This window comes from Thalassovita sp. (assembly GCF_965218685.1).
Taxonomy (GTDB): domain Bacteria; phylum Pseudomonadota; class Alphaproteobacteria; order Rhodobacterales; family Rhodobacteraceae; genus Thalassobius.
The window spans coordinates 3329204-3355287 of record NZ_OZ244657.1; the positions used below are offsets into that span (position 1 = coordinate 3329204).

At 60.5% G+C, this 26084-nt stretch carries 23 protein-coding genes; 13 read left to right on the forward strand and 10 right to left on the reverse strand.

Going from position 1 to position 26084, the window contains the following annotated elements:
* Positions 1 to 14: 14 nt before the first annotated feature.
* The 6 genes from ACOQOQ_RS16500 (at position 15) to ACOQOQ_RS16525 (ending at position 8288) form a co-directional block, all read left to right on the forward strand.
* On the forward strand, positions 15 to 1445 hold the full coding sequence (locus tag ACOQOQ_RS16500; RefSeq protein ID WP_420568068.1) for a circularly permuted type 2 ATP-grasp protein: 1431 nt from the start codon (positions 15 to 17) through the stop codon (positions 1443 to 1445).
* Positions 1446 to 1449: 4 nt separating this feature from the next.
* On the forward strand, positions 1450 to 2385 hold the full coding sequence (locus tag ACOQOQ_RS16505) for an alpha-E domain-containing protein (protein ID WP_420568069.1): 936 nt from the start codon (positions 1450 to 1452) through the stop codon (positions 2383 to 2385).
* A 4-nt stretch (positions 2386 to 2389) separates the two neighbouring features.
* Entirely contained in the window at positions 2390 to 3205 is an 816-nt protein-coding gene (locus ACOQOQ_RS16510) for a transglutaminase family protein (protein ID WP_420568070.1), read from the forward strand.
* Positions 3206 to 3236: 31 nt separating this feature from the next.
* On the forward strand, positions 3237 to 3974 hold the full coding sequence (locus tag ACOQOQ_RS16515; RefSeq protein ID WP_420568071.1) for a peptidase: 738 nt from the start codon (positions 3237 to 3239) through the stop codon (positions 3972 to 3974).
* A 158-nt stretch (positions 3975 to 4132) separates the two neighbouring features.
* Positions 4133 to 5095 (forward strand): efflux RND transporter periplasmic adaptor subunit, encoded by a 963-nt coding sequence (locus ACOQOQ_RS16520; RefSeq protein WP_420568072.1) that lies wholly within the window; start codon positions 4133 to 4135, stop codon positions 5093 to 5095.
* Positions 5088 to 8288, forward strand: coding sequence for an efflux RND transporter permease subunit (locus ACOQOQ_RS16525; RefSeq protein ID WP_420568073.1), 3201 nt, complete (start codon positions 5088 to 5090; stop codon positions 8286 to 8288). The genes ACOQOQ_RS16520 and ACOQOQ_RS16525 overlap by 8 nt, the downstream gene beginning before the upstream one ends.
* Positions 8289 to 8382: 94 nt before the next feature.
* On the opposite strand, the gene ACOQOQ_RS16530 is transcribed toward ACOQOQ_RS16525, so the two are convergent.
* Together ACOQOQ_RS16530 and ACOQOQ_RS16535 are read right to left on the reverse strand one after the other, a co-directional pair.
* Positions 8383 to 9051, reverse strand: a complete 669-nt coding sequence (locus tag ACOQOQ_RS16530; RefSeq protein WP_420568074.1) for a DNA-3-methyladenine glycosylase I — start codon at positions 9049 to 9051, stop codon at positions 8383 to 8385.
* A gap of 57 nt (positions 9052 to 9108) precedes the next feature.
* Positions 9109 to 9696: a riboflavin synthase gene (locus tag ACOQOQ_RS16535; protein WP_420568075.1), complete on the reverse strand. Its 588-nt coding sequence runs from the start codon at positions 9694 to 9696 to the stop codon at positions 9109 to 9111.
* Between the two features lie 140 nt (positions 9697 to 9836).
* Here ACOQOQ_RS16535 and ACOQOQ_RS16540 point away from each other — a divergent pair, with 140 nt between their 5' ends.
* The 3 genes from ACOQOQ_RS16540 to ACOQOQ_RS16550 all read left to right on the forward strand — a co-directional run bounded on the left by ACOQOQ_RS16540 (position 9837) and on the right by ACOQOQ_RS16550 (position 14246).
* The gene (locus tag ACOQOQ_RS16540) at positions 9837 to 11129 is read left to right on the forward strand and encodes a capsule biosynthesis protein (RefSeq protein WP_420568076.1); all 1293 of its coding nucleotides are present in this window, start codon (positions 9837 to 9839) and stop codon (positions 11127 to 11129) included.
* Positions 11130 to 11223: 94 nt separating this feature from the next.
* Complete coding sequence (locus ACOQOQ_RS16545) at positions 11224 to 12357, forward strand: polysaccharide biosynthesis/export family protein (protein ID WP_420568077.1); 1134 nt, start codon at positions 11224 to 11226, stop codon at positions 12355 to 12357.
* A 5-nt stretch (positions 12358 to 12362) separates the two neighbouring features.
* Positions 12363 to 14246: a capsular polysaccharide biosynthesis protein gene (locus tag ACOQOQ_RS16550; RefSeq protein WP_420568078.1), complete on the forward strand. Its 1884-nt coding sequence runs from the start codon at positions 12363 to 12365 to the stop codon at positions 14244 to 14246.
* Between the two features lies 1 nt (position 14247).
* Here ACOQOQ_RS16550 and ribD read toward each other — a convergent pair whose 3' ends face one another.
* The 3 genes from ribD to ACOQOQ_RS16565 all read right to left on the reverse strand — a co-directional run bounded on the left by ribD (position 14248) and on the right by ACOQOQ_RS16565 (position 16348).
* Positions 14248 to 15318, reverse strand: a complete 1071-nt coding sequence (ribD, locus tag ACOQOQ_RS16555) for a bifunctional diaminohydroxyphosphoribosylaminopyrimidine deaminase/5-amino-6-(5-phosphoribosylamino)uracil reductase RibD (RefSeq protein ID WP_420569791.1) — start codon at positions 15316 to 15318, stop codon at positions 14248 to 14250.
* A gap of 17 nt (positions 15319 to 15335) precedes the next feature.
* Complete coding sequence (gene nrdR, locus ACOQOQ_RS16560) at positions 15336 to 15803, reverse strand: transcriptional regulator NrdR (RefSeq protein ID WP_420568079.1); 468 nt, start codon at positions 15801 to 15803, stop codon at positions 15336 to 15338.
* A 134-nt stretch (positions 15804 to 15937) separates the two neighbouring features.
* A complete protein-coding gene (locus tag ACOQOQ_RS16565) occupies positions 15938 to 16348 on the reverse strand; it encodes a secondary thiamine-phosphate synthase enzyme YjbQ (protein WP_420568080.1) in 411 nt (136 codons plus the stop codon).
* Between the two features lie 65 nt (positions 16349 to 16413).
* Here ACOQOQ_RS16565 and ACOQOQ_RS16570 point away from each other — a divergent pair, with 65 nt between their 5' ends.
* A complete protein-coding gene (locus tag ACOQOQ_RS16570; protein ID WP_420568081.1) occupies positions 16414 to 17256 on the forward strand; it encodes a hypothetical protein in 843 nt (280 codons plus the stop codon).
* On the opposite strand, the gene rpoD is transcribed toward ACOQOQ_RS16570, so the two are convergent.
* The 4 genes from rpoD to ACOQOQ_RS16590 all read right to left on the reverse strand — a co-directional run bounded on the left by rpoD (position 17250) and on the right by ACOQOQ_RS16590 (position 22318).
* Positions 17250 to 19232: an RNA polymerase sigma factor RpoD gene (rpoD, locus tag ACOQOQ_RS16575; protein WP_420568082.1), complete on the reverse strand. Its 1983-nt coding sequence runs from the start codon at positions 19230 to 19232 to the stop codon at positions 17250 to 17252. The genes ACOQOQ_RS16570 and rpoD overlap by 7 nt on opposite strands.
* 151 nt (positions 19233 to 19383) lie before the next feature.
* The gene (gene dnaG / locus ACOQOQ_RS16580; protein ID WP_420568083.1) at positions 19384 to 21339 is read right to left on the reverse strand and encodes a DNA primase; all 1956 of its coding nucleotides are present in this window, start codon (positions 21337 to 21339) and stop codon (positions 19384 to 19386) included.
* A 40-nt stretch (positions 21340 to 21379) separates the two neighbouring features.
* Positions 21380 to 21712, reverse strand: coding sequence for a hypothetical protein (locus ACOQOQ_RS16585; RefSeq protein WP_420568084.1), 333 nt, complete (start codon positions 21710 to 21712; stop codon positions 21380 to 21382).
* 66 nt (positions 21713 to 21778) lie between these two features.
* On the reverse strand, positions 21779 to 22318 hold the full coding sequence (locus ACOQOQ_RS16590; protein WP_420568085.1) for a DUF6151 family protein: 540 nt from the start codon (positions 22316 to 22318) through the stop codon (positions 21779 to 21781).
* A gap of 404 nt (positions 22319 to 22722) precedes the next feature.
* On the opposite strand from ACOQOQ_RS16590, the gene ACOQOQ_RS16595 reads away from it, so the two are divergent.
* From ACOQOQ_RS16595 to ACOQOQ_RS16605, 3 genes are read left to right on the forward strand one after another with little or no spacing between them, the layout of a single operon-like run.
* Positions 22723 to 24495 (forward strand): pilus assembly protein TadG-related protein, encoded by a 1773-nt coding sequence (locus ACOQOQ_RS16595; protein WP_420568086.1) that lies wholly within the window; start codon positions 22723 to 22725, stop codon positions 24493 to 24495.
* Complete coding sequence (locus ACOQOQ_RS16600; RefSeq protein ID WP_420568087.1) at positions 24492 to 25025, forward strand: TadE/TadG family type IV pilus assembly protein; 534 nt, start codon at positions 24492 to 24494, stop codon at positions 25023 to 25025. Before ACOQOQ_RS16595 ends, ACOQOQ_RS16600 begins: the two co-directional genes overlap by 4 nt.
* Entirely contained in the window at positions 25025 to 25585 is a 561-nt protein-coding gene (locus ACOQOQ_RS16605) for a TadE/TadG family type IV pilus assembly protein (RefSeq protein WP_420568088.1), read from the forward strand. The genes ACOQOQ_RS16600 and ACOQOQ_RS16605 overlap by 1 nt, the downstream gene beginning before the upstream one ends.
* On the opposite strand, the gene ACOQOQ_RS16610 is transcribed toward ACOQOQ_RS16605, so the two are convergent.
* Entirely contained in the window at positions 25582 to 26064 is a 483-nt protein-coding gene (locus ACOQOQ_RS16610) for a hypothetical protein (protein WP_420568089.1), read from the reverse strand. The genes ACOQOQ_RS16605 and ACOQOQ_RS16610 overlap by 4 nt on opposite strands.
* Positions 26065 to 26084: the final 20 nt, after the last annotated feature.

Here is a 26084-nt window from a genome sequence, read left to right on the forward strand (position 1 = left end):
ACACACGCGGGATCATGGACACGAAACCAAGCTTTTTTGACGAGATGTACGACGGTTCCGGCGCGCCGCGCGATCCGTACAGCCTCTATAGCGAATGGTTCGGCCAGGAAGACCTCAAGCATCTGCGCAATAAATCGCAAGAAGCCGAAGCGTTCTTTCGCCGGATCGGTATTACATTCAATGTGTATGGCCAACAGGAGGCAGACGAACGTCTGATCCCCTTTGACATTGTGCCACGCATTATATCCGCCCGCGAATGGGCGCGATTGGAACAAGGGATCGAACAGCGTGTCCGCGCCATCAACGCTTTTTTGTATGACATCTATCACCGTCAGGAAATCCTGCGTGCCGGGCGCGTCCCCAAAGACCTGATCGCCAAGAACGAGGCGTTTCTGCCCCAGATGGTCGGTGTGAACCCACCCGGCGGAGTATACACGCATATCGTCGGCACCGATCTGGTGCGCACAGGCGAGAACGAATTTTACGTGCTCGAGGATAACGCCCGCACGCCCTCGGGGGTCAGCTATATGCTGGAAAACCGGGAAACCATGCTGCAGATGTTCCCCGAGTTGTTCACCAAGCTTAAGGTGCGGCCGGTTTCCTCGTATCCGCAAAGCCTGCGTCGGTCTCTGGCCGCTTGTGCGCCGCCTGCCTTTAACGGGGATCGCCCTGAGGTCGCGGTGCTGACGCCGGGGATTTATAATTCGGCCTATTTCGAGCACGCCTTCCTGGCCGATCAGATGGGGGCTGAACTGGTCGAATCTCATGACCTGCGGATCGTGGACGGACGGGTCTGCATGCGCACCACCCGCGGTTTCAAGGCGATCGACGTGCTGTATCGCCGCGTGGATGATGACTATTTGGATCCGCTGAACTTCAACCCGGATTCAATGTTGGGCGTTCCGGGCATCATGGATGTCTATCGCGCGGGCGGCATCACCATCGCCAATGCGCCGGGCACCGGGATCGCGGATGACAAGGCGCTGTATTCCTACATGCCTGATATCGTTGAGTTCTATACGGGCGAAAAAGCGATCCTGCAAAACGTGCCAACCTGGCGTTGCTCTGAAGAGGACAGCCTGAAATACGTGTTGGATAACCTGCCCGAACTGGTGGTGAAAGAGGTCCACGGATCAGGCGGCTATGGCATGTTGGTCGGCCCCGCCGCCAGCAAGCGCGAACTGGCCGCGTTCGAAAAGAAACTGCGCGCCAAGCCCTGGAACTATATCGCGCAGCCGACGCTGGCCCTGTCCACCGTGCCGATCATGGCCAAAAAGGGCCTGGCGCCGCGGCATGTGGATCTGCGGCCCTTTGTTCTGGTGTCGCCCGGCAAGGTGCACATCACGCCGGGCGGCCTGACCCGTGTGGCGTTGAAAGAAGGCTCTTTGGTAGTGAACTCGTCACAGGGTGGCGGAACCAAGGACACATGGGTGCTGGGGGACTAAGACGATGCTGGGAAAAACCGCTGGCGGCCTCTTTTGGATGTTCCGCTATATCGAACGCTGCGAAAACACCGCGCGCCTGCTGGACGCGGGCTGGCGCATCTCTTTGACCCGCACGGGCGAAGACGAGTGGGAAAGCGTGATCAACACGGCCGGTATTCGGTTTCTGTACGAAGAGAAATTTCAGGATTTCGAGGCGCGCAATGTCATCAATTTCCTGCTGCGGGATGGGGATAATCCGTCCTCGGTGTTGTCTGCGATTGGACTGGCGCGGTCAAACGCGCGGCTGGTCCGCACGGCCTTGTCTGCCGAGGTCTGGGAGGCCGTCAACGAATACTGGATGACGATGAAGGCCCTGCTTGCCCGCCCGGTAACCGAGAAAAACCTGGCGCAGGTATTGGCCGAGATCCGCAACCGCACCGCCATCGTGCGCGGGACATTGCACGGCACGATGCTGCGCAACGATATCTATAATTTCTGCCGCCTTGGCACATTTCTGGAGCGTGCTGACAACACGGCGCGGATTCTGGATGTGAAATACTATGTGCTGCTGCCCTCGGCCTCGTTCGTGGGCTCGTCAGTGGACAACACCCAATGGGAGAATATCCTGCGCTCGGTCGGTGCAGAACGCTCGTTTACCTGGCTGCATGGCGGCGATCCCACGCCCAGCGCCATTGCCGACTTTCTGATCCTTGACCGCCGGATGCCGCGCAGCCTGGCCTTCTGTCATGGCAAGATCCAGGAAAACCTGGCCCTGCTGGAAAACGAATACGGCTCCCGCCTGCCCTGCCAGGACCAGGCGGAAACCTGCGTCGCCCGGTTCAGGGACCGCGCCGTTGTGGATGTATTCGACGAGGGGCTGCACGAGTATCTGGAAAGCTCGATCCACGAAACCGCGATGCTGGCCAGCCAGATCGAACAAGACTTCCGCTTTTACGGCTAGGCTCATGATTCTGAATATTTCCCACGTATCCACATATACTTACGACAGCCCCGATTCTTACGCCCTGCTCCAACTGCGGCTAAAACCCCGCGATGGCCACGGCCAACTGGTACAACAATGGGCCACCCAGATCGAAGGTGCCACGCGGCAGCTGAGCTTTGATGACGAGTATGGCAATCACGTCGATCTGATCCTTGTGGACCCCGAGGCGACCTCGGTCACCATCTCCTGCGCGGGCACCGTGTCTGTCGAAGATCGTGCCGGCGTGGTGGGCACTCACAAGACCCACACACCGCTGTGGCTGTACGAGGCAACAACGCCGCTGACCACGCCTGGCAAGGCTCTGCGCAAGCTGGTCGCGGACACAAAGCCTAAACCGGACGAGGCCCCGCTGGCCCATATGCATCGCCTGACCGCGGCCATTGCTGCCAAGGTCCGCTATGAAACCGGCCACACGGATTCAGCCACCACCGCCGAGGCCGCCCTGTCAGCAGGTCACGGCGTCTGTCAGGACCACGCTCATATCATGATCACCGCCGCCCGCTTGTTCGGGCTACCGGCGCGCTATGTCTCGGGGTACCTGATGATCGATGGCCAGGAAGAGCAGGACGCAACCCACGCCTGGGCCGAAGTCTGGATCGAGGGCCTGGGCTGGGTCGGTTTTGATGTCTCGAACGCGATCTGCCCCGATGACCGCTACGTCCGCGTGGCCGTGGGCCGCGATTACCGCGACGCCGCGCCTGTTCATGGTATCCGGCATGGCTCGGGGTCCGAAGATCTTCACGTCGCCTTGAAAGTTCAGAGTCAGACTGATCAATAGAGGCAGCACTTAGGAATCGGATTCGACGAACATGACTTACTGCGTTGGCCTGTGTCTGAACAAAGGAATGGTCTTCATGTCCGATACCCGCACCAATGCGGGTGTGGACAATATCTCGACGTTCAAAAAGATGACAACGTGGGAAATCCCGGGCGAGCGCGCCATCACCATCATGAGCGCGGGCAATCTGGCCACCACTCAGGCGGTGATCAGCATCCTGTCAGAACGCTCGAAAGAGGTGGCCGAGCGTGACCCAGATATTCTATCGGCCAGTTCGATGTTCCAGGTGGCCACACTGGTGGGGCGCACGCTGAAAGAGGTGATTGCCGCAAACGCGGATGCCGGCCAGCGCGCCGACAGCGCCTTCAACGCCACGCTGTTGGTGGGCGGTCAGGTCGGTGACGGCGAAATGCGCCTGTTCCTGATCTATCCCGAGGGCAATTTTGTCGAGGCCGGCGCAGATACGCCCTTCTTCCAGATTGGCGAGACGAAATACGGCCGTCCGATCATCCTGCGTGCCTATGACCCGGATATGTCCTTCGAAGCAGCGATCAAGTTACTGCTGGTCAGCTTTGACTCGACCATAAAGGCAAACCTGTCTGTTGCGCCGCCGCTGGACGTGCATGTCTATGAAAAGGACAGCATGAAGATCGGCCGCACCTTCCGGGTTGATGCGGATGACCCTTATTTCAACGAAATTTCCAGCGGATGGGGCGATGCGCTGCGCGAAGCCTTTACCGTCCTGCCCGAGTTTACGTTCAGCGACTGACCGCTTGACCTATCGCAAAGCGCCGGGTCACCGTGCGTGGCACGACTCGTAACAGTATTTTCCGGGTGTATGCGTGGGGGCTTGATATTTCAGTCGCCATAACATATTCTTTTTTCAGAATGTGTAAGCTTGCAACCCAAGCCGAAAGGACCCCGACGATGAAACCTCTGCTGAAAGCCCTGGCGCTTGGTCTGCTGCCGCTGGCCTCGATGGCCCAGTCGGACACCCCGCTGGCCCCAACTCCTGTCACTGAATGGAAAGCTGTCTATGGCCGGATCGAAGCGCGCGACCGCGTTCCCGCCCGTGCCCGGATCGGCGGCACACTGGTTGCGCTTGAGGTGACCGAGGGCGATCAGGTCACTGCCGGACAGGCCTTAGCCCGGATTGTGGATGAAAAGCTGAACTTTCAACTGGGCGCGATTGATGCGCAGCTGCAGTCGCTGAACTCGCAGCTGGAGAACGCCGAGGCTGAACTGACCCGCGGAGAAGAGCTGTTGGCGCGCGGCGTCACCACCGTGCAGCGGCTGGACGCCCTGCGCACCCAGGTCGAGGTTCTGACCGGCCAGATCGAGGCCACAACCGCCAACCGCCGCGTCATTGAACAACAAGCCGCCGAGGGCACCGTTCTGGCCCCTGCTGCGGGCCGTGTGCTGGACGTACCCGTCACCAAGGGCGCTGTTCTGATGCCGGGCGAGGCCGTAGCCACAGTTGGTGGTGGCGGGTTCTTCCTGCGCCTTGCCATCCCCGAGCGCCACGCCACCGCGCTTCAGGTCGGCGCCGACATCCAGATCGAGGGCGCGACCGGCACATTGGTGCGCGTCTATCCCCAGATCGAAAACGGCCGTGTGATCGCCGATGTCGAGGTTGCTGGTCTGCCCGATACCTTTGTCGATGCGCGTGTTCTCGTGCGCATCCCGGTCGGGGAACGCATGGCCTTGGTGATCCCACAGGACAAGCTGATCACACGCCAAGGCCTTGATTTCGTAGCTGTTCTTCAGGGTGGAGCCCCGATCCTTAAAACTGTCGTTCCTGGCGTGGCCCAGGATGGCATGGTGGAAATTCTGACCGGCCTGAACGCAGGTGACGTGCTGACCGATGCCAAAGAGGCCAGCCATGAGTGAGCCGCAAAAACTGGGCATTGCGGGCGGGCTGACGCGCGCTTTCATCACCTCTCCGCTGACGCCGCTGTTCATCATCGCCGCTTTGGCCGTGGGGATCGTGGCGCTGATCACCTTGCCCCGCGAAGAAGAGCCGCAAATCTCGGTTCCGCTGGTAGACATCCACATGCAGGCCCCCGGCCTGAAGGCGCCTGACGCCGTCAAACTGGTCACCGAACCGATGGAGACCATCGTCAAGGGCATCAATGGCGTTGAGCATGTCTACTCGCAAACCGAGGATGACGGCGCCATGGTTACCGCGCGTTTCGTGGTGGGCACCTCGGCGGATGCGGCCATCCTGCGGGTGCATGACAAGATCCGCGCCAATATGGATCGCATCCCCGTGGGCATCCCCGAACCGCTGATCGTGGGGCGCGGGATTGATGACGTGGCGATTGTCTCGCTGACTTTGTCGCCCAAACCGGGACATGACGACATCACGGCCAATGACCTGACCCGCATCGCGCGCGAGCTGCGCGCCGAGGTGTCCAAAATCGGCGATGTGGGCCTGACCTATCTGGTCGGAGAAGCCCCCGAGGCGATCCGCGTCACCCCCGACCCGGACCGGCTGGCGCTGTATGGCGTGACGCTGCAACAGCTGGCGGGCAAGGTGCAGGGCGCGAACAAGTCCCTGAACACCGGCAAGCTGCGGGATGGCGGCCAGATGATCGACCTTGTGGCGGGCGAAACCCTGACCACCCCGGCCGAGATCGCCAGCCTGCTGGTCACCACCCGCGATGCGCGCCCTGTCTATGTCAGTGACGTGGCGGATGTGGAATTCATCGGGGATACCTCGGACCAGATCACCGCCAATGTCTCCAAACATGATGGGCAGATTTACCGCGCGCCCGCCGTCACCCTGGCCGTGGCCAAGCGTGCAGGCGCCAATGCCGTCGTCGTCGCCGAGGAAATCCTGCACAAGGTTCACATGGCCGAGGGCCACCTGATCCCCGACACGATCGAGGTTCAGATCACCCGCGACTATGGCGAAACCGCCGATGAAAAGGCCAACGAGCTGCTGTTCCACCTTGGTCTGGCAACCGTGTCGATCATCGGCTTGGTGCTGCTGGCCATCGGCTGGCGCGAGTCCATCGTGGTGGCGATTGTCATCCCCGTGACCATTCTGCTGACGCTGTTTGCGGCCTGGATCATGGGCTACACGCTGAACAGGGTGTCGCTGTTCGCGCTGATCTTCTCGATCGGGATTCTGGTCGATGACGCCATCGTGGTGATCGAAAACATCGCCCGCCACTGGGGCATGAAGGACGGACGCGAGCGCAAGCAGGCTGCGATTGACGCGGTGGCCGAGGTGGGCAACCCCACCATCGTCGCCACGCTGACCGTTGTGGCCGCCCTGCTGCCGATGCTGTTCGTGTCGGGGCTGATGGGGCCCTATATGTCGCCCATTCCGTCGAATGCCAGTGCCGCGATGATCTTTAGCTTTTTCGTGGCCGTGATGATCACGCCCTGGCTGATGCTCAAGGTTGCGGGCAAGGCCCCGGCCCATGCCGAAGGCGGTGATCACGGTGGTCATGACGGCGGTGTGATGGGCCGCGCCTATGCCGCCATCGCGCGCCCGATCCTGAAATCCAAGGGCATCAGCCTGAGCTTTCTTCTGATCACGGCGGTGCTGTCCTTCGGCTCTTTGGGCGCGCTTTACACCAAGGACGTGACCGTCAAACTGCTGCCCTTTGACAATAAATCCGAACTGTCCGTGGTCATCGACATGCCCGAGGGCACCAGCGTGGAACAGACCGACGCCGTGGCCCAATCCATCGCGCGCATGGTGATGGACCTGCCCGAGGTCGTCTCGGCCCAGACCCATGCCGGTTCCGCCGCGCCCTTTAATTTCAACGGCTTGGTGCGGCACTACTATCTGCGCGAACGGCCTCATATGGGTGACGTGCAGATCCTGCTAACGCCGAAACATGACCGCGAACGCTCCAGCCACGAATTGGCGCTGGAGATCCGCCAGATGATCAACCAGATCGACGTACCCGCCGGAACCAGCCTGAAAACGGTTGAACCCCCACCCGGCCCCCCGGTGATGGCGACGCTGCTGGCCGAGGTCTATGGCCCCACCCCCGAGGCGCGCCGTGAAGCGGCCACCAAGATCCGTGCGGCCTTTGAAACCGTGCCCTACGTGGTGGATGTGGACGACAGCTTTGGCACCCAGCCGCGCCGCCTGCGCGCCACGGTCAACACTGACAATCTGGAATTTTTCCAGGTCCAGGAACAGGATGTGTTCGACACGATCGCCCTGCTGAATGCTGGCCAAACCGTGGGCTATTCGCACCGCGGCGAGGGGCGCCACCCCATCCCGATCATGATCAAACGGGACAAGGGCCTGCGCGTGCTGGATGAAACCTTTCTGTCCACGCCCATCCCCGCCAACGTCCTGCCCGGCGCGCGCGGCGTCGTGGAACTGGGCGACGTGATCGAGGTCAGCGAAGAATACGCCTCCTTCCCGATCTTCCGTCACAATGGCCGCTATGCCGAAATGGTCACAGCCGAGCTGGCCGGAAACTTCGAAGCGCCGCTATACGGCATGATCGACGTCGCCGCCGCACTGGATGACATGGACTGGGCCGAAGGCACCAAGCCCGCCATCAGCCTTTATGGGCAACCCGAGGACGAGTCCCAAACCACCCTGCTATGGGACGGCGAATGGGAGGTCACCTATGTTACCTTCCGCGATATGGGCGCTGCCTTCGGCGTGGCCTTGCTGGGCATCTACATCCTGGTGGTCGCACAATTCGGCAGCTTCCGCCTGCCACTGGTGATCCTGACGCCCATCCCGTTGACCTTCCTGGGTATCATCTTCGGCCACTGGCTGTTTGGCGCGCCGTTCTCGGCGACCTCGATGATCGGGTTCATCGCTCTGGCTGGGATCATCGTGCGCAACTCGATCCTTCTGGTGGACTTCATCCGCCACGCCGACGAAAGCCGCGGCAAGGTACAGGTGCTGATCGACGCGGGCGCCATCCGCTTCAAACCCATCCTGCTGACCGCCATCGCGGCCATGATCGGCGCCGTGGTGATCCTGGCAGACCCGATTTTCCAGGGCCTGGCGATTTCACTGCTGTTCGGACTGCTGACCTCGACCCTGCTAACGGTGCTGGTGATCCCGGCGATCTACCGGGTCTTTAAAACCTAACGAAAGGGCGCGGTGCATAACCCACCGCGCCCTGCTTCTTTGCTCTCAAAATACTCAATTCCGAACCGCACGACTGGCGCGGCGGCCTTTGGTGCTAATCCACGCTCATCGCCAGCACCTGGCTGATCTGCGTCATCGGACGGCCCGACTGATCATGCCAATCGTTGAACGCCCCCTGAACTGCCTTCATCGCGGTTTTCGAGGTCGGAGGCTTGTCAACAACACCCTCGGCGATCAAACGCTTGGTCACATCACCCGAGGTCACATAGGCATCCCAGCCCATCACCCGCAGCACTCGCATCGCAGTGTTCCCGCCCAAATGCGCGCCGCGTTTGCCCAGCGTTGTCACCAGATCGGCCTGCTCTGACACCGGCCAGTTGGCCAGATACCCGCTGACATCCCCGGTTTCGTCCTGCAGATCCCGCAGCATCCGCGCGTTATCGATCACCGACTGAATCTTGCGCCCGTTGCGCACGATCCCCTTGTCGGCCAACAGACGGTCCATATCCTCGTCATGGTAAAAGGCCACGCGATCCACGTCGAATTCGTGAAAAGCATCACGAAACCCTGGCCATTTGTTTTCGATCACCGTCCAGCTAAAGCCCGCCTGAAACACCGCGCGGGCCATTTCCTGCAACCAATCGCTGGCCGGACGCGCGGCCAATTCAGCCACCGGCACGGGGGATTTCAGCATCCCCTCCAGCGCGTCGGCCCCGCCTTTACGGTCAGCCGCAATCTGAAAAATCTCGTCAAATGAACGCATCTCGCCCTCCTGTTCGCGAACAGTTTAGGGCGTGCACCGGATCAGACCAGAGGAAACTCAGCCAAAATCGCGCAGCCGCGCCACATAGCGTGCCAGCGTGTCGATCTCCAGGTTGATGCGATCCCCGACCTTTACATCGCCCCAGGTGGTCATTTCCTTGGTGTGCGGGATGAAGTTGATGCCGAAATCGCAGCCGTCGACCTCGTTCACGGTCAGCGAGGTGCCGTTCAGCGCGACCGAGCCCTTGGGCGCGATGTATTTCGCCAGCGCTTCGGGCGCGCGCAGGGTCACGCGGGTGCTGTCACCCTCGTCCACCATAGCGACCACCTCGGCAACGCCATCCACATGGCCTGACACGATATGCCCGCCCAGTTCGTCCCCCACTTTCAGAGCACGTTCCAGGTTCACCCGGCGGCCCACGGTCCAATCGCCCAGGTTGGTTTTGGACACGCTTTCGGCCGAGATCTCGACATCATACCAATCGGCACCCTTTTCGATCACGGTCAGACAAACCCCGTCACTGGCGATCGAGGCGCCCAGATCCACACCGTCCATGTCATAGCGCGTCTTGATCCGTGCACGCAGATCACCGCGCTGCTCCAGCTCGGTGATTTCGCCAATATCGGTGATGATGCCGGTGAACATGTCCGTACCCTTTCGCTTGCTTGCTCAATTCCTATCCATCCCCCTCGCCAAGAACAAGCAGGACGCGCCGAGATTGGGCCTTATTTTCGCCGCCCTCAGGCGTTAAGGTTTTCGCAAAGAGCAGAAGCGAAATTGGCAAAATGCGCCAGAGTACAGACAAAAAGCAGGTATTCCTGTTCCTTCAGGGGCCTCATGGGCCGTTCTTTCACCGGCTGGGCCAGATGCTGCGCCAGGCAGGGGCGACGGTATGGCGCGTAGGGTTCAACGCCGGAGATCGGGCTTTCTGGTTCCGTGCTCCGGGCTATATCCCCTTTGATGGATGTCTTGAGGACTGGCCACAGGAATTTGCACGCCTGATCACCGAAAAGGGTGTAACGGATATCGTTCTTTACGGCGATACGCGCGAAATTCACGCCTCGGCCATCGCTCAGGCCAAAGACGCCGGACTGACGGTGCATGTCTTCGAAGAAGGCTATCTGCGTCCGTTTTGGGTGACCTACGAGCGTGGAGGCTCGAACGGAAACAGCCGCCTGATGCAGATGACCGTGGCCCAAATGCGCGAGGCGCTGGCCAGTTCGGACATGGACACGCCGGTACCGCCTGCCAATTGGGGGGACATGCGCCAGCACATCTTTTACGGCGCGCTCTACCATTGGTTCGTGATGTTCCGGAACGGCGATTACCCGCAGTTCCGCACCCACCGGGACCTGTCTGTCAGCAAGGAATTCTCGCTTTATTTCAAACGCTTGCTTTTAATGCCCATTCACTGGACCAAGCGACGTCTGTCCGAACGGCGCATTCGCAATGGTGGCTTTCCCTATCACCTGGCGTTGCTTCAGCTAGAGCATGACAGCGCGTTCCGCATGCACTCACCCTTTGATAAGATGACCGAATTCGTAGACACGGTGCTGCACGGTTTTGCCGAAGGTGCGCCGCGGCACCATCATATCGTCTTTAAGGCGCACCCGCTGGAAAGCGGCCAGATGCCCTTGGCCCGCCACATCCGCGAGATGGCCAAAACTCTGGGGCTTGAAGGGCGCGTGCATTTCGTGCGGGGCGGTAAGCTGGCGAAATTGCTGAACGACGCCCGCAGCGCGGTGACAGTAAACTCGACTGCCGCACAGCAGGTGCTTTGGCGGGGCATTCCGCTCAAGGCGTTTGGCACGGCCGTCTATGACAGGCCCGAATTCGTCTCGACCCAGCCCCTGCCCGAGTTTTTCGCCTGCGCCAGCCGCCCCGATCTGGCGGCCTATCGCGATTATCGGCTGTACCTGCTTGAAACCAGTCAGATTCCCGGTGGATTCTATTCAGCCCGCGGTCGCCGGCAGTTGATGCGCCAGATCGTGGACCTGATGCTAACAAGCGATGATCCCTACGACGCGTTGGTGCATAAAACAGCGGCACCACGGCAACAGTTGCGATTGGTGCGCTAACGGGCACAACCTGTAGCGCTGGATTTTTCCCACGGATTCCGGTAAGTTGTCCGCAATAATATTGAGGCAGAAAATAGGTCGAGGAGACCAAGCAGTGACTTCCCAAGCGACTCGACGGGTGAAATCCGTCGCTTTTCTGGTGATCGTGGCCGTTGTTGCGGCCTGTGGATTGCCGCGTACGGGCCCGACCAAACGCGAGATTTACGCGGGCTCGGTGCAGCGTGAAGGCGATGCCTTCATCGTTTCCGTAAATGACCGCGTTACGCGCGCGACCTCGGTCGTGCCGGCGCTTGGCTTTGGCAGCAATTTCACCCGCGCAGGCAAGCTGGGCTCGGACATTATCCGCCCCGGTGATACGTTGGGCCTGACCGTCTGGGAAAACGTCGAAGACGGGCTGCTGGCCGGTGCCGCGGCGAACTCGACCTCGCTGGAGGAAGTGCAAGTCGACGGATCGGGCTTTATCTTCGTGCCCTACGCGGGCCGCATCCGTGCTGCCGGCAACACCCCCGAGGCGCTGCGCCGCATCATCACCAAGAAATTGGAAGACCAGACCCCAGACCCGCAGGTGCAGGTGCGCCGGATGGCCGGGGACGGCTCGACCGTGTCGCTGGTCGGCTCGATCGGCTCGCAAGGTGTGTTTGCGATTGAACGCCCCACCCGTACCCTGGCCACCATGCTGGCCCGCGCGGGCGGCGTGACCATCGAACCCGAGATCGCGCAGATCACCGTCATCCGCGGCAATTCACGCGGCAAGATCTGGCTGCAGGACCTGTATGAACACCCCGAGCTGGACATCGCCCTGCGTGGCGGTGACCGGATCCTGGTCGAAGGCGACACCCGTTCGTTCACCGCGCTTGGTGCCACGGGCAGCCAAAGCCGCGTAAATTTCGAAAGCAAGTCGGTTTCCGCCATCGAGGCAATTGCCCAGGTGGGTGGCCTTGTGCCCACGGCCGCAGACCCCACCGGCGTGTTCATCTTGCGTAACGAGCCGGCCGAAATTGCGAACCAGGTGCTGGGACGCTCGGATCTGGTGGGCGAGCAGCGCATGGTCTACGTGCTGGACCTGACCAAGCCTAACGGCATGTTCATGGCCCGCGACTTCGCCGTCCGGGACGAGGACACGCTGTATGTGACCGAGGCTCCGTTCACTCAATGGGACAAGACGATCGCCGCGACCTTCGGCTCGCTCAGCACCGTCAGCTCGGTTCAATCTCTGGGCGGGAGCTAAGCCACTTGTCCACGGACACGAACGACACGGCCGCTGCGGGGGATGCCTCGCGGCGGCTTAACTTTTTCGACGGCCAGCAATCCTATGACCAATGCGTGTCACATATCCTGCATCTGGCCGGGTACAACGCTTCGGATCCGCCGCTGGTCGAGGACGCTTTCCTGCGTTCGCTTTTCCCCGGTCAGGCCGAGCCCCCAGCGGGCCTGCTGATCGACGCAAAAGGCGCACATTACGACCCTGCCCAGCCTTCGGAATTGGAAGAGTTGCTGCGCTCTCATCCGCTGGACGACAGCCACCTTCTGAACCGCGCGCGGGCTTGTATCGAACGCCTGCATGAGGCTGAGATAAGCCAATATTCCGGCTTTGACCCATCCGCCCCCCTGCCCGATCCGGGCTATGTTCTGGTGATCGACCAACCCCGTGGGGATGCCAGCGTGACCGGGGGCGGCGCGGACATCAATTCGTTCCGCGAGATGCTGTATTACGCGCAAGAGGATAACCCCGGCGCCCGGATCGTCCTGATGCCCCCGCCCGAGGGAACGCGGGGCTATCTGTCCGATCAAGCGCCCATTGCGCAAATCAGCCGGTGCGCAGATGCAGCCTCGTCATGGGGTCTGCTGAAGGGGGCAACGCAGGTTTACACGGTTTGCTCTCAAATGGGGTTCGAGGCCATTCTGGCCGGACACCGCCCGCATGTTTACGGCCGCCCGTTTTATGCAGGCTGGGACCTGACACAGGATTTTCACCCCCAACCACGGCGCGGGCGCAAGCTGACCCGCGCGCAGCTGTTTGCGGCGGCGATGATCCTTTATCCGGTGTGGTATGATCCTTATCGCGACCAGTTGTGCCAGCTTGAGGACGTGATCGACGGGCTGGAAGCGCGCGCCCGCGCCTGGCGCGAGGATCACCTGGGCTGGACGGCTACAGGGATGCGCCTGTGGAAACGCAAGGCGCTGAATGGATTCTTCGGCTCGGTCCATCCGGTGCGGTTTGGCCCTGCAAAACCGCCGCGTCGACAGATGGTCTGGGCCGGTCAGGCGAACAAAGCCCCGGACGCAGTGCGGATCGAAGACGGTTTCTTGCGCTCGCGCGGGCTGGGGGCCGACTTGGTGCCGCCGCTTAGCCTTGCTTGCGATGATCTGGGCATTTACTACGATCCGACCACGCCCAGCCGGCTGGAGCATTGGATCACCAAACGCGCCGATCTGCGCGGTGACCAGCTGGACCGCGCCCGCGACCTGATCCACGCCATCACCACTCGAGGGTTAAGCAAATACAACCCGACGGGCCCGCAATCCAAGCTGCCAGCGGGGCGCAAAATCCTGGTGCCAGGCCAGGTCGAAGATGATGCCTCGATCCGATTGGGCTGCGTGGACGTGCGCACCAATCAACAACTGCTGGACACCGCCCGCAAGGCCAATCCCGACGCCGTGATCCTGTACAAGCCGCACCCCGATGTGTTGGCTGGTCTACGCCCGGGTGTGGTGGATGCTACCGCTGCTGACATGGTCGTGACGGGCGATCCTGCGCCGCTGCTGGAACAGATCGACGGGCTGTGGACCATGACCTCGACCTTAGGTTTCGAGGCCCTGCTGCATGGGGTCAAGGTGACGACGCTGGGGGTGCCTTTTTACGCTGGCTGGGGGCTGACCCGCGACCTGGCGCCGATCCCTGAACGGCGGCGTGTTCAGGTTTCGCTTGAGGGGCTGGTTCACGCCTGCCTGATCGACTATCCGCGCTATCACGACCCGGTCACAGGGCAAGCCTGCCCCGCCGAGGTGATCGTGGACCGCCTGACCACGGGCGAGGGCCTTCGGTCCGGCACCGGTCTGCATCTGCTAGCCTGGACTCAGCGTCGTTTGTCTGGGTTTTCCCAATTGTGGCGGTAACTTACGCTCGTTGCCAGCGGTGTAATACATCCGAGCCAACCCGGCGCGTTTCAATAAGGTCAAAGCGCGGCGCTTGGGACAGCCGGTCCAGACCCAGCGCACCAAGCGACGGGCGCCCCTCGGCCCCCAGCGCGACACCGGCGGTGAATCCCACCAGTTCGTCCACAAGATCTGCCGCCAGAAACGAGGCCGCCAGCATCCCGCCACCCTCGCAAAAGACGCGGGTCAGACCCTGCGCGCCCAGATTTTCCAACGCCGAGGCAGGATCAATCTGACGCCCTTGCAGGCGACACTCCAGCAGGATCGCGCCAAGACCTGTCCAAGCCTCCAGCAGGTTGGGATCGGTGCCAGGTCCATGGCAAATCCAGACGGGCACGTCCTTGGCCGTCCGCGCCAGGTTGCCCATCAGCGGCAGGTCCAGATGGCGCGAGATCACCACACGCACCGGCTGCCGCGCGGGCGTAAAGCTGCGCACGTTCAGTGAAGGATCATCCGCCCGCGCCGTGCCGCCGCCCACCATCACTGCGTCATGCATGGCCCGCTGTGCCTGTACCACCTGACGCGCCTGCGCCCCGGTGATCCACTGGCTTTCGCCGCTGGCCGTGGCGATACGACCGTCAAAGCTGTTGGCCAGTTTCAGGGTCAGCCACGGACGCCCAATCGCATTACGCTGAAAGAAGCCTGCGTTGTCGCGCATTGCCTCATCGGCCAAAAGGCCCGTTTTCACTTCGATCCCGGCGGCGCGCAGCATGTCGAAACCCTGCCCGCTGACCCGTGGGTCATTGTCCGTTAAAGGGGACACCACGCGCACCACACCCGCGTCAATCAAGGCTTGCGAACAGGGCGGTGTCTGTCCGTGATGGCTACAGGGTTCCAACGTCACATAGGCCGTGGCCCCGCGCGCCAAATCACCTGCCTGAGCCAGCGCCTGCGTTTCCGCATGAGGCCGCCCGCCCGGCGCTGTCCAGCCGCGCCCGACAATACGCCCCTCGCGCACAATAACGCAGCCCACAGCGGGGTTCGGCCAGGTGTTCCCCAGTCCGCGCCGGCCCAAAGACAGGGCCAGCCGCATGTAACGCTGATCGGTGCTCACTCTTCCGGCGGAACGTCTGGGCGCAGTTCCGAGACGAACTTGTCAAAGTCATCCGCCGCCTGGAAGTTCTTGTAAACGCTGGCAAAACGAACGTAGGCCACGGTGTCGATGCGGGCCAGCGCCTCCATCACGATCTCGCCGATGGTTTTACTGGGGATGTCGGTTTCGCCCATGCTCTCCAGCCGCCGCACGATGCCGCTGATCATCTGGTCGATACGCTCGGGGTCGACGGGGCGTTTTTGCATGGAAATCCGGATCGAGCGCTCCAGCTTGGGCCGGTCGAAATCTTCGCGGCGACCGTTGGATTTAATCACCACCAAATCGCGCAGCTGCACGCGTTCGTAGGTCGTGAAACGCCCCCCGCAGGCCGGGCAAAACCGCCGCCTCCGGATCGAGACGTGATCCTCGGCCGGACGTGAATCTTTCACCTGAGTGTCAATATTTCCGCAAAACGGGCAACGCATTGCAGGTCCCCTTCTTTCTTCACCGCCTCTGGTGTTGGGTTCAGGCCCAACTTATCCACAGCCACTATAGGTCAGCCGCTAGAGTTTGGGTAGGGGGGAAATGCAACCGCTAGATTAAGGGGCTGAGCGCCGATTCAGGCCAGATGCGCGGCCACTTGGCGGCTGTGCGGCGCGGTGCGATGCTCGAACAGATAGATGCCCTGCCAGGTGCCCAGAACGGGGCGACCACCCGCGACCGGAATGGACAAGCTGACCGGCATCATCGCCGCCTTGATATGGGCGGGCATGTCGTCGGGGCCTTCGTAGGTATGGGTCAGATAGGACATGGAGGGATCAGTGGTCGGAGGCACCAGACGCGCGAAATAGTTGCGCAGATCGGTCTGCACCTCGGGGTCGGCGTTTTCCTGAATCAGCAGACTGCACGAGGTATGCCGGACGAACAGCGTCAGCAGCCCATCGCCATGCCTCGAGGCCCAGCGGGTCACATCCCGCGTGAACTCATACAGGCCTTGGCCGCGGGTCTGGATCGAGAAAGTGGTTTGCATGTTTTTGGCGAAGCTTTTCCAGTGTATCCTGGGATTTCTAGCAAGAATAGGAAACTAACAACGGCGTGCAACAACTACCCTACGTTTACCTGGATACTGGCGCACTTTCTTTCTTCTCCAAGAATGATGTTATGAGCGACTTAGTCGAACAATTCGGCCTTGGCTTTGCGTTTTCCGGTGCAACAATTGGAGACAGGTATAGTGCAACGAAAAACCAGCGCGAGTTTGAGTTCTTGCAACAACGAAAGGCTGTCTTTCTCGAACCAAATAACAGAGGTAGGCTCGAAGTTCACATTGACGCAGACCCGTCAATTCTGTTGCAAAGATATGATCCGTTCGATGAGAAGTTCCTTGGGAGCATTCTAAATCGCGTTGCTGGTGGAGGCCCCGACATAAGCGACAAACAGGCAATTTTACGGATACTGGAAACCATTCCGAACTTGCCCAAAAGCCTAATAGAGAAATTGGTCGACAGTCGGGTAGGCCCGACAGTGAGTACCAGGAATGCCGCGAGAAAGGCTTTGTACGACCACCCAAAACTGAATGAGAATGAATCTCTAAAGTCGTATTTGGCGCGCATTCTTCCCAAAGCTGCGGCAGCATATGAAGAAGTATTCCCAATCAAACCGCCCGAAAACTTTGATCAGCTTAGACTTGCTTCGCTGTCGCTCAATCTGATCGACGAACCCGCAAAAGGGTTACAAGGAGAGAGGAATAGCGCTAGCAAGCGGGAGGTTTTGGACGGGCATCATATCGCATGCGCACTTCACTGCGCCTTGTTTCTCACCACTGACAAGTCCACCTTAAAAAAGCACAAGATTTTAGCGGACTATTGGGCAATTCAGTCGATAAGCGTTTTTCTAGAACGCATAAAAAGGCGCCCCATGGGGCGCCTTTGTAATTACTGATCCAAGAAGCTCCGCAGCTTCCGCGACCGCGAGGGGTGTTTTAGTTTCCGCAGGGCCTTGGCCTCGATCTGGCGGATACGTTCGCGGGTCACGCTGAACTGTTGGCCGACTTCTTCCAGCGTGTGGTCGGTGTTCATGCCTATGCCGAAACGCATGCGCAGCACGCGTTCCTCGCGCGGGGTCAACGACGCCAGAACGCGGGTCGTGGTTTCCTTCAGGTTTTCCTGAATGGCCGAATCCAGCGGCAGCACGGCGTTCTTGTCCTCGATGAAATCGCCCAGTTGGCTGTCTTCCTCGTCCCCGATGGGGGTTTCCAGGCTGATCGGCTCTTTGGCGATCTTCATCACCTTGCGGACCTTTTCCAGCGGCATCTGCAGCTTGGCAGCCAGTTCTTCCGGTGTCGGTTCGCGGCCAATCTCGTGCAGCATCTGGCGGCCGGTGCGGACCAGCTTGTTGATCGTTTCGATCATGTGGACCGGGATACGGATGGTGCGGGCCTGATCCGCGATCGAGCGGGTGATGGCCTGACGAATCCACCAGGTCGCATAGGTCGAGAATTTGTACCCACGGCGGTATTCGAATTTATCGACGGCCTTCATCAGGCCGATGTTACCCTCCTGGATCAGGTCCAGGAATTGCAGGCCACGGTTGGTGTATTTCTTGGCGATCGAGATCACGAGGCGCAGGTTCGCCTCGACCATTTCTTTCTTGGCCTGACGGGCTTCTTTTTCGCCCTTCTGGACCTGCGAAACGATGCGGCGGAATTCGCTGATGTCCAGACCAACATACTGACCGACCTGGGCCATGTCGTTGCGCAGCTCTTCGATCTTGTCGGTCGAGCGTTCCATCAGCATCTGCCAGCCGCGCCCGGATTTCTGAGACATCTCGTCCAGCCAGGTCGGATCCAGTTCGCGGCCGCGATAGGCCTCGATGAATTCACGGCGGTTGATGCGGGCCTGGTCGGCCAGTTTCACCATCGCGCTGTCGATCTGCATCACGCGGCGGTTGATACCGTACAGCTGGTCAATCAGCGCTTCGATACGGTTGTTGTGCAGGTGCAGCTCGTTCACCAGCAGCACGATTTCCGAACGCAGCTTCTGGTACATCGCCTCGTCACGCTCGCTGAACGATCCGTCCTCATTCAGCGTGGCCGAGATCCGGCTGTCCTGCATTTCCGCCAGCGTTTCAAAATCATAAGCGATGCGGTTCAGCGTCTCCAGAACCTTGGGCTTCAGCGCGGCTTCCATCGCTGCCAGGCTCATGTTGGCCTGTTCGTCGTCATCGTCATCGTCGTCGTTATTGGTGATCGGGTTGCCGTCGGCGTCCAGCTCGGGCTGGGATTTTTCCTCGGACTTGGTTTCCGATCCGGCAGCGGCATCGACGACGGGCTCTTCTTCGTCGTCGCCCATCTGGTTGCCAAAGGTGGTTTCCAGATCAATCACGTCGCGCAGCAGAATGTCTTCAGTCAGAAGTTCGTCGCGCCAGATGGTGATCGCCTGGAACGTCAGAGGGCTTTCGCACAGCCCGGCGATCATGGTGTTCCGGCCGGCCTCGATGCGTTTCGCGATAGCGATCTCGCCCTCGCGGCTCAGCAGTTCGACGCTGCCCATCTCGCGCAGGTACATGCGCACCGGGTCATCGGTGCGGTCCAGTTTTTCCTGGCCCGTGGCGGCGAGGGTGACTTCGCCCTGTTTCGAGGACACGTCGACAACAGCGGTTGTCTTGGCCTCTTCGTCTTCGACCTCGTCATCCTCGATGATGTTGATGCCCATTTCGGACAGCATCGACATCACGTCCTCGATCTGCTCCGAGGACACCTGGTCGGGGGGCAGGACCTGGTTCAGCTGGTCATAGGTGATGTAGCCACGCTCGCGCGCCTCGGCGATCATCTTTTTTACGGCGGCCTGGCTCATGTCCAGGGAAACTTCGGCGTCCTGATCTTCGGTCTTGGCGTCGTCGTTGTCTTTAGCGGCCATGTATTACTCCTGCACGGTGCGTCGTCGCGGGCGCGATGATGTGTAATGACTTCAGGTCGTCAAGTGATTCGCTGGACCGAATCATTAGCGTGTCGATGTGATTCGGAAACCCGTATTACCTGAATTATTGAAGGAATCCCCTCAGAAACGTCTAATGTCCACGCTTCGAGAAGGAAATTTTGTCCAAAAGATCGTCCAGCGCCGCGCGTTCCTCTCGTTTGATTCGGGCGCCGTTCTTGCCGACATCGTATTCGGCCTTGTCCTCGTTCTCGCTACGGACCGCGCGATTGCGGGTCTCGGCAGCCTGCTGCAAGCGCCAGGTGACGGCTTCGTCGGCGATGCCGGTCAGCTCTTCCTCGGCCTCGGCGATCTCGGCCGACAGCCCCAGTTGAGCCCGCAGCTTTGCCAGCTCTTCCGTAACGGTCATGCGCGCAGCCTCGGCATCACCCGAACGCCGCACGGGCGGGGCTATGGCGACATGGGGGTGCGCAAACAGGGTTTCAAGCCCCTCGGGGCCCATGATGTCGGCCATCCAGTGTTCCAGGTCGTTTTGCTGCCCGTCATGGGCCGCGCGCAACAGAAGATCGCGGATCATCGCGTGATCTGGATCACCACAGACCATCGCCTCAAGCCCCGCTTCGAACTCCAGAATGATCGAGGGCGCGCGGATCAGCGTCGCCAGGATCACCGCCTCGCGCAGACGGTTCGGCACATCGTCCCCCGCCGCTGCCAGCGCCGAGTTGCGCGTGGTGCTGGTGGGCACAGGAGTCTGCGGCTTGCGCCAATCCTGCCATTTGCGTCCCCCACCCGAGGGTTTGCGGCTTTGACGGAACAGATCCCAGCGCAGGTCCTTGATGGCCTGCCCGTAATGCGACCGGATCGAGGGGTCCTTGATCAGCTTGATCTTTTCACGCAGAGCCTTGTCCAGCGTGGCCTTGCGTTCGGGGCTGTCGAAAACCTTGCCCTCGGTCTCGCGTTGCCACAGCAGGTTCACCATTGGCACGGCAGCGTCCAGCACAGTTTGTACCGCCCTGGCTCCCTTGGCGCGGATCAGATCGTCCGGGTCCATCCCCTGCGGCATCAGAGCGAAACGCAAGGATTTGCCCGCCTCCAGCAGCGGCAGCGCCAGATCGATCACCCGCATCGCCGCACGCACGCCGGCGGTATCCCCATCCAACGCGATGATCGGCTCGGGGGAAATGCGCCACAACAGATGCAGCTGGCTTTCGGTAATGGCGGTGCCCAAAGGCGCAACCGTGGCGCCGAACCCGGCCTCTGACAGGGCGATCACGTCCATGTAACCTTCGGCCACAATCAACGGCTGCCCTTTCCCAGAGGCCTGCCGCGCGGGCCCATGGTTATAAAGGTTGTGCCCCTTGTCGAACAATTCCGTCTCGGGCGAGTTCAGATACTTGGCGTTGTCATTCGGGTCCATCGCGCGACCGCCAAAGGCGATGCAGCGCCCGCGCGCGTCGCGGATGGGGAACATGATCCGATTTCGGAACACGTCATAGGGGCGTTTGCCCTTGCTCGACGGCTTGGCCAGCCCTGCGCCCAGGATCAGGTCCTCGGACACACCCTTGCCGGTCAGATGATCCCACAGGTTCTGCCAGCCATCGGGGGCAAAACCGATTTCGAACCGGTCCTGCGCGTCCTGCGCCAGCCCGCGGCGGTCCAGATAAGCGCGAGCGTCCTCGGCCACGGCGCGCTTCAATTGCAGGCGGAAAAATTGCGCCGCTTGCTCCATCACCTCGGCCAATTGGCTGCGCCGGTCGGCCTTGGCCTGCGCTTTGGGGTCAGCCTTGGGAATCGGCATCCCGGCCTCGCGGGCCAGAATCTCGACCGCTTCCATAAAGCCGACGTTTTCGGTTTCCTGCACGAAGTTCAGCGCATCCCCTTTGGCCTGACAGCCAAAGCAGTAGTAATACCCCTTGCGGTCATCCACATGAAATGACGCGGTTTTTTCCTGGTGGAACGGGCACGGCGCCCACATATCCCCCTTGCCCTGATTGGACTTGCGCGCATCCCACATGACCTTGCGCCCCACCACCTGAGACAGGCTGATGCGGGTACGCAGTTCATCTAAAAATCCGGGCGGAAGCGACATGCAGGGAATATAGGCCAGACGGTGCGCAGTGCAAACGGACTTAGCCGTCGAATTTCAGGCAAGCCTGCTCAAACGTGCTGATCGTGTCGGCATTCAGGTGCCCATCCGGCAGCGTATAGATCCACGCGACCAGCACATCCACGTTTGCCTCGTACTTGGTGCCCTTGATGGGGTCGGACTTCAGCACCTTCCGTGTCGCGCGTTTCTGACTGCGCTTCTTGGTACGGTGCTCGATCGCGGCCTCGACGATTCCGGTCTGGATACCGCAGCGTTCAGCGCGCTGTTCCCGAGTTTCTTTGGCCGCAGGGCTGTTTTGAGCCAGTGCAGGGACAGCGGCCAGACAGATAAGGGCGACAGCGGCAGAACGGAACATGAGGGCTCTTTCAGTCAATTGAGGCTGACCTGTTGATGCCAGCCTCAGAGCGTTTCTGCAAGCGGGTCAGGGTCTTGCCGCGTTGCGCTGCTCAAGCGTCAGGACAGTCACCGGGGCGATCCACTCTTTATCATCCGTCAGGAATGGGTTCTGCGCGGCGCGGCCGGACAGGTAGGCGCTGATCATACGCACGACAACCTTGGCACCGATCCGCATCATCTGCTTATCCTCTTTTGGCGCGCCCCCACCTGCAGGGGCCGACGCGGTAAAGGCATGTCCCCAAATCGGTCCCATCGCCTGCCCCGTGGCCTCGGACTCGGCCGGATGGACCACGATGCCGGCAAAAGGCAGCGTCTTGCGCGGCAGGGTATTGAACATCGGTGTGTTACAACATTTGGCGTACCAGCGGCAAAGACCCTTGGGGCTGAGCCGTTGAATGACCAGGTTTTCGGCCCCGCTGATGATCGAGATCGCGTCCGGGGTGGTCTGGATCAGCTCGGTGCCGCCATGGGCAGGCAGATCATAGCCCAGATGCCGCGCCGAGGTCTGACAATCCTTGCAGTAGCACTGAATCCGCGAACCCGCCGCAACGCCTGCGGGCGACAAACTTGCCTTTACCTGGCCGCATCCACACTGGAAATTCAAAGAAGACTTCATAAAGACTCAACCCTTTCAAACTGTAATCCGCTGGTCCAGAATCAGTAACCGGAATCGCCCGACAACGCACACGCGCATGACCTCAAAGGCGCGCATCCACACGCTGAATAGCCCGATTCCTTTACCAAATCTGTGCGGTTCTCAACGTCATTTTTCACTCTATTACTCAGCAATCCGCAACAAAGCCTGTTTCACGCAAGGCATTGCCCCAAAAAGGAAAAACAATCGGCCAGCTTCGCCCGGTTTGCGCCATAATTAGGCCCTTTTTGTGAACGAGAAATAATCCCCGAGAGAGTCCGTGCGTCTTCGCACAGGACCTTGTCGCGAGTGATTAAACCAGTTTGGAACAGAACATGAAACCAGCCCATGACACAAAGCGGCCCCGCCCAGGTCAGGCAGGTCGCCGCATCATCAGCCAGTTGAACCGCTTCCGCAAAGAAGAAGACGGGGTGATGGTGGCGTTCTCATTGCTGATGTTGTTGACCATGCTGGTTGTCGGCGGCATCGGCATCGACATGATGCGCTATGAAATGGACCGGGCGCGCCTGCAGAACACGCTGGACCGCGCCGTTCTGGCCGCCGCTGACATGGACCAGGAGCTGGCAGCCGACGACGTGGTGACCGACTATTTCACCAAAGCTGGAATGGCCGATTACCTGACGGGTATCAATGTTCAGCAAAGCCTTGGCTCGAAGCGGGTCGAGGCATCGGCGGCGTTCGAGTTCAGCACCTTCTTTCTGAAACTGATGGGCATCGACACCCTGACCGCCCGTGCCAACGGCGCCGCGATGGAAAGCATCGACGGGCTTGAGATCTCTTTGGTGCTGGACGTGTCGGGCTCGATGAACAGCAACTCGCGGCTGACCCGCCTGAAACCCGCCGCACGGGAATTCGTGTCGACGGTCCTGGCCTCGTCCGAAGCTGGCAGTGTTTCGATCTCGGTCGTTCCTTACGCCATGCAGGTCAGCGGCGGCTCGCAGATTTTGGACCAGTTGAACGTCACGGACGAGCACAACTATTCGCACTGCGTGAACTTCGGCGCGGATGAATTCAGCGAAACCGGCCTTGATGGTGACCAAGTCCTGGAGCGCACCGGTCATTTCGACCCGTTCACCTATGACGCCCCGCCCGAAGAAGGCTTTGTCTGCCCTGTTTGGGCCAGCCGCGAAATTCTGCCGCTGTCCAGCAGCGAAACCCAATTGCACAACTATATCAACGCGCTTGAAGCCACCGGGAACACCTCGATCGACGTCGGTATGAAGTGGGGCACGCTTCTTCTGGACAACGAAATGGAAGGCGTCGTGACCCAGCTGATCGCGGACGGCGCAGTACCCAGTGATTTCGCCGGGCGCCCGGTTGCCTTCAACTCGGGTGGTCTGATGAAGATCATCGTGTTGATGACCGACGGCGAAAACACCACGCAATACTTTCTGAACCCGTCAATGCGCGAGGGCGAGTCGCCCATCTATTACAATGCCGAGGAAGACCTGTATTCGGTCTATCAATCCAGCGGCAGCGAACATTCCTCGAACTCGGACCTGGCCTACTACTGGCCGCACGAGGACACCTGGAATGATCACCCCTATGGCAGCGGCACCCACGAGGTCTGCACCACCACGACCACCACGACCGGTGGCACCACGAGCTGGAGCGGACAGAAAACCCTTGTCAACCACGCCCGCGGCGGAGGCCGTGGCGGCGGTCGGGGTGGCGGTGACGGTGGCAGCACGACCACCACAACCACGACCACCTGCGAAACGGTGGACGAGCCGGGCACCGCGGTGCGCCTGACCTTCCAGGAACTGTGGAACCAGCTGTCGATGAAGTGGAACGCCGAATATAACTATGCCGACATGAGCAACGCTTGGGCGACCTGGTACGAGGCAGCCTTCAGCAAGCTGGAAGCATCGGCCAAGGACCAGCGCACGAAACATATCTGTGATGCGGCCAAGGATGCGGGCATCATCGTCTACACCATCGGTTTCGAGGCCCCCAACAAAGGGCAGCGCCTGCTGCAGGATTGCGCCAGCTCGGACGGGCATTACTTCGACGTCGACGGGCTTGAGATCGAAGACGCGTTTTCTTCGATCGCCGCGTCCATCCGTAAACTGAGGCTCGTGCAATGACAGGTTTGTTGAAACATTTTCGGCGCAAGTGGCGCGACGAAAAGGGCACCGCCACGGTCGAGTTTGTCGTGGTCTTCCCCTTCTTCCTGGGGGTGTTGCTGTCCTCGTTTGAACTGTCGATGATCACCATGCGCGAGACCATGCTGGAACGCGCGCTGGATCTGGTCGTCCGCGACATTCGTCTGGAAACAGGCTCGGCGCCCCAGCATGACGAGATCAAGTCACTGGTTTGCGAAAACGCACCCGTGATCCCCGATTGCGAGCTGAACCTGCGTCTTGAGATGATCCGCATCGACCCCACGAACTGGGTCGCGCCTGAAGCTACTTTCGACTGCACCGACCAGTCCGAAGAAGTGCAGCCCGTGCGAAGCTTCGTCAACGGGATGGATAATGAACTGATGTTGCTGCGTGCCTGCGCGAAGTTCGAACCGATCTTCCCCGGTGCCGGTCTTGGCAAGCAATTGGACAAGGATGGTGCCGGCATGGCCGCCCTTGTCGCGACCTCGGCCTTTGTGCAGGAGCCAATGTAATGAGTTTTAAACGAAAACTGTTCATGGCGCGGCTGCGCGCCTTTGTCGAAGACACCCGCGGCACCGTCGCAATCGAAGCCGTCCTGGCCCTGCCCGTGCTGTTCTGGACCTTCCTGGCCTCGTTCGTCTTTTTCGATGCTTACCGTCAGAACAGCATCAACATCAAAGCCGCGTATATGATCGGGGACGTGCTGTCGCGCGAAACCAATTCGATCAACGACGACTATATGGACGGGATGCTTTCTCTGTTCGACTACCTGACCAACGCCAACAATCCGACCAAGCTGCGCGTCACCGTGGTGCAATGGGACGAAGAGGACGCCACCTATACCCGCGACTGGTCCAAGACCCGCGGCGAAATTCAGCCCCTGGCCTCGACCGACCTGTCCAACCTGGCTGGCAAACTGCCAATCATGTCCGACAACGAGCGTGTGATCCTGGTGGAAACCTGGAGCCGCTATACCCCGCCCTTCTCGGTGGGTCTGGCCCAGCGCGAGATGCATAACTTCGTGACCACCAGCCCGCGTTTTGCGCCGCTGCTTCCCTGGTCGAACACCTAAGAGCGCTGCGCCAGCATTGCTTCCAGCATTTCAGCCATGAACTTGGTCTGGGCGCCCGGCAGGACGCCCCCAATGCCCACACGCTTGCCAAAACGCCAGTAAACACCCGGCTGCCAGGCGCGGGCGCCCCCGCCGTTCAGCCGTATCGTGAACCCGTTCGAGGGTTTCACCGCAAATGTCCCGCGCGAGACAGCTGCGATTTCCTCGATGCCAGCGATGATCACGCCGGTGTCGTCCTGCAGTCCGCCCGAGGTCAGCTGTACGACGCGCTCGGTCGCCCGGCGCATCTTTTCGGCCAGATACAACGAGGCCGCCCCCAGAAGCAGCAAGAACACCTGCCAGCCGGTCGTTGCGGGCGGCGTGACAAACGCCACATAGACCAGCAGCCCGCCCAGCAGGGCCAACATGCCAATTCCCATCCAGCGACGCGGAACCGAGGCCTGTGCGGTGGCCAGAATTTCGGTGGATTGATCCTGCATGAGGGCTCCTGTCAGTTGGG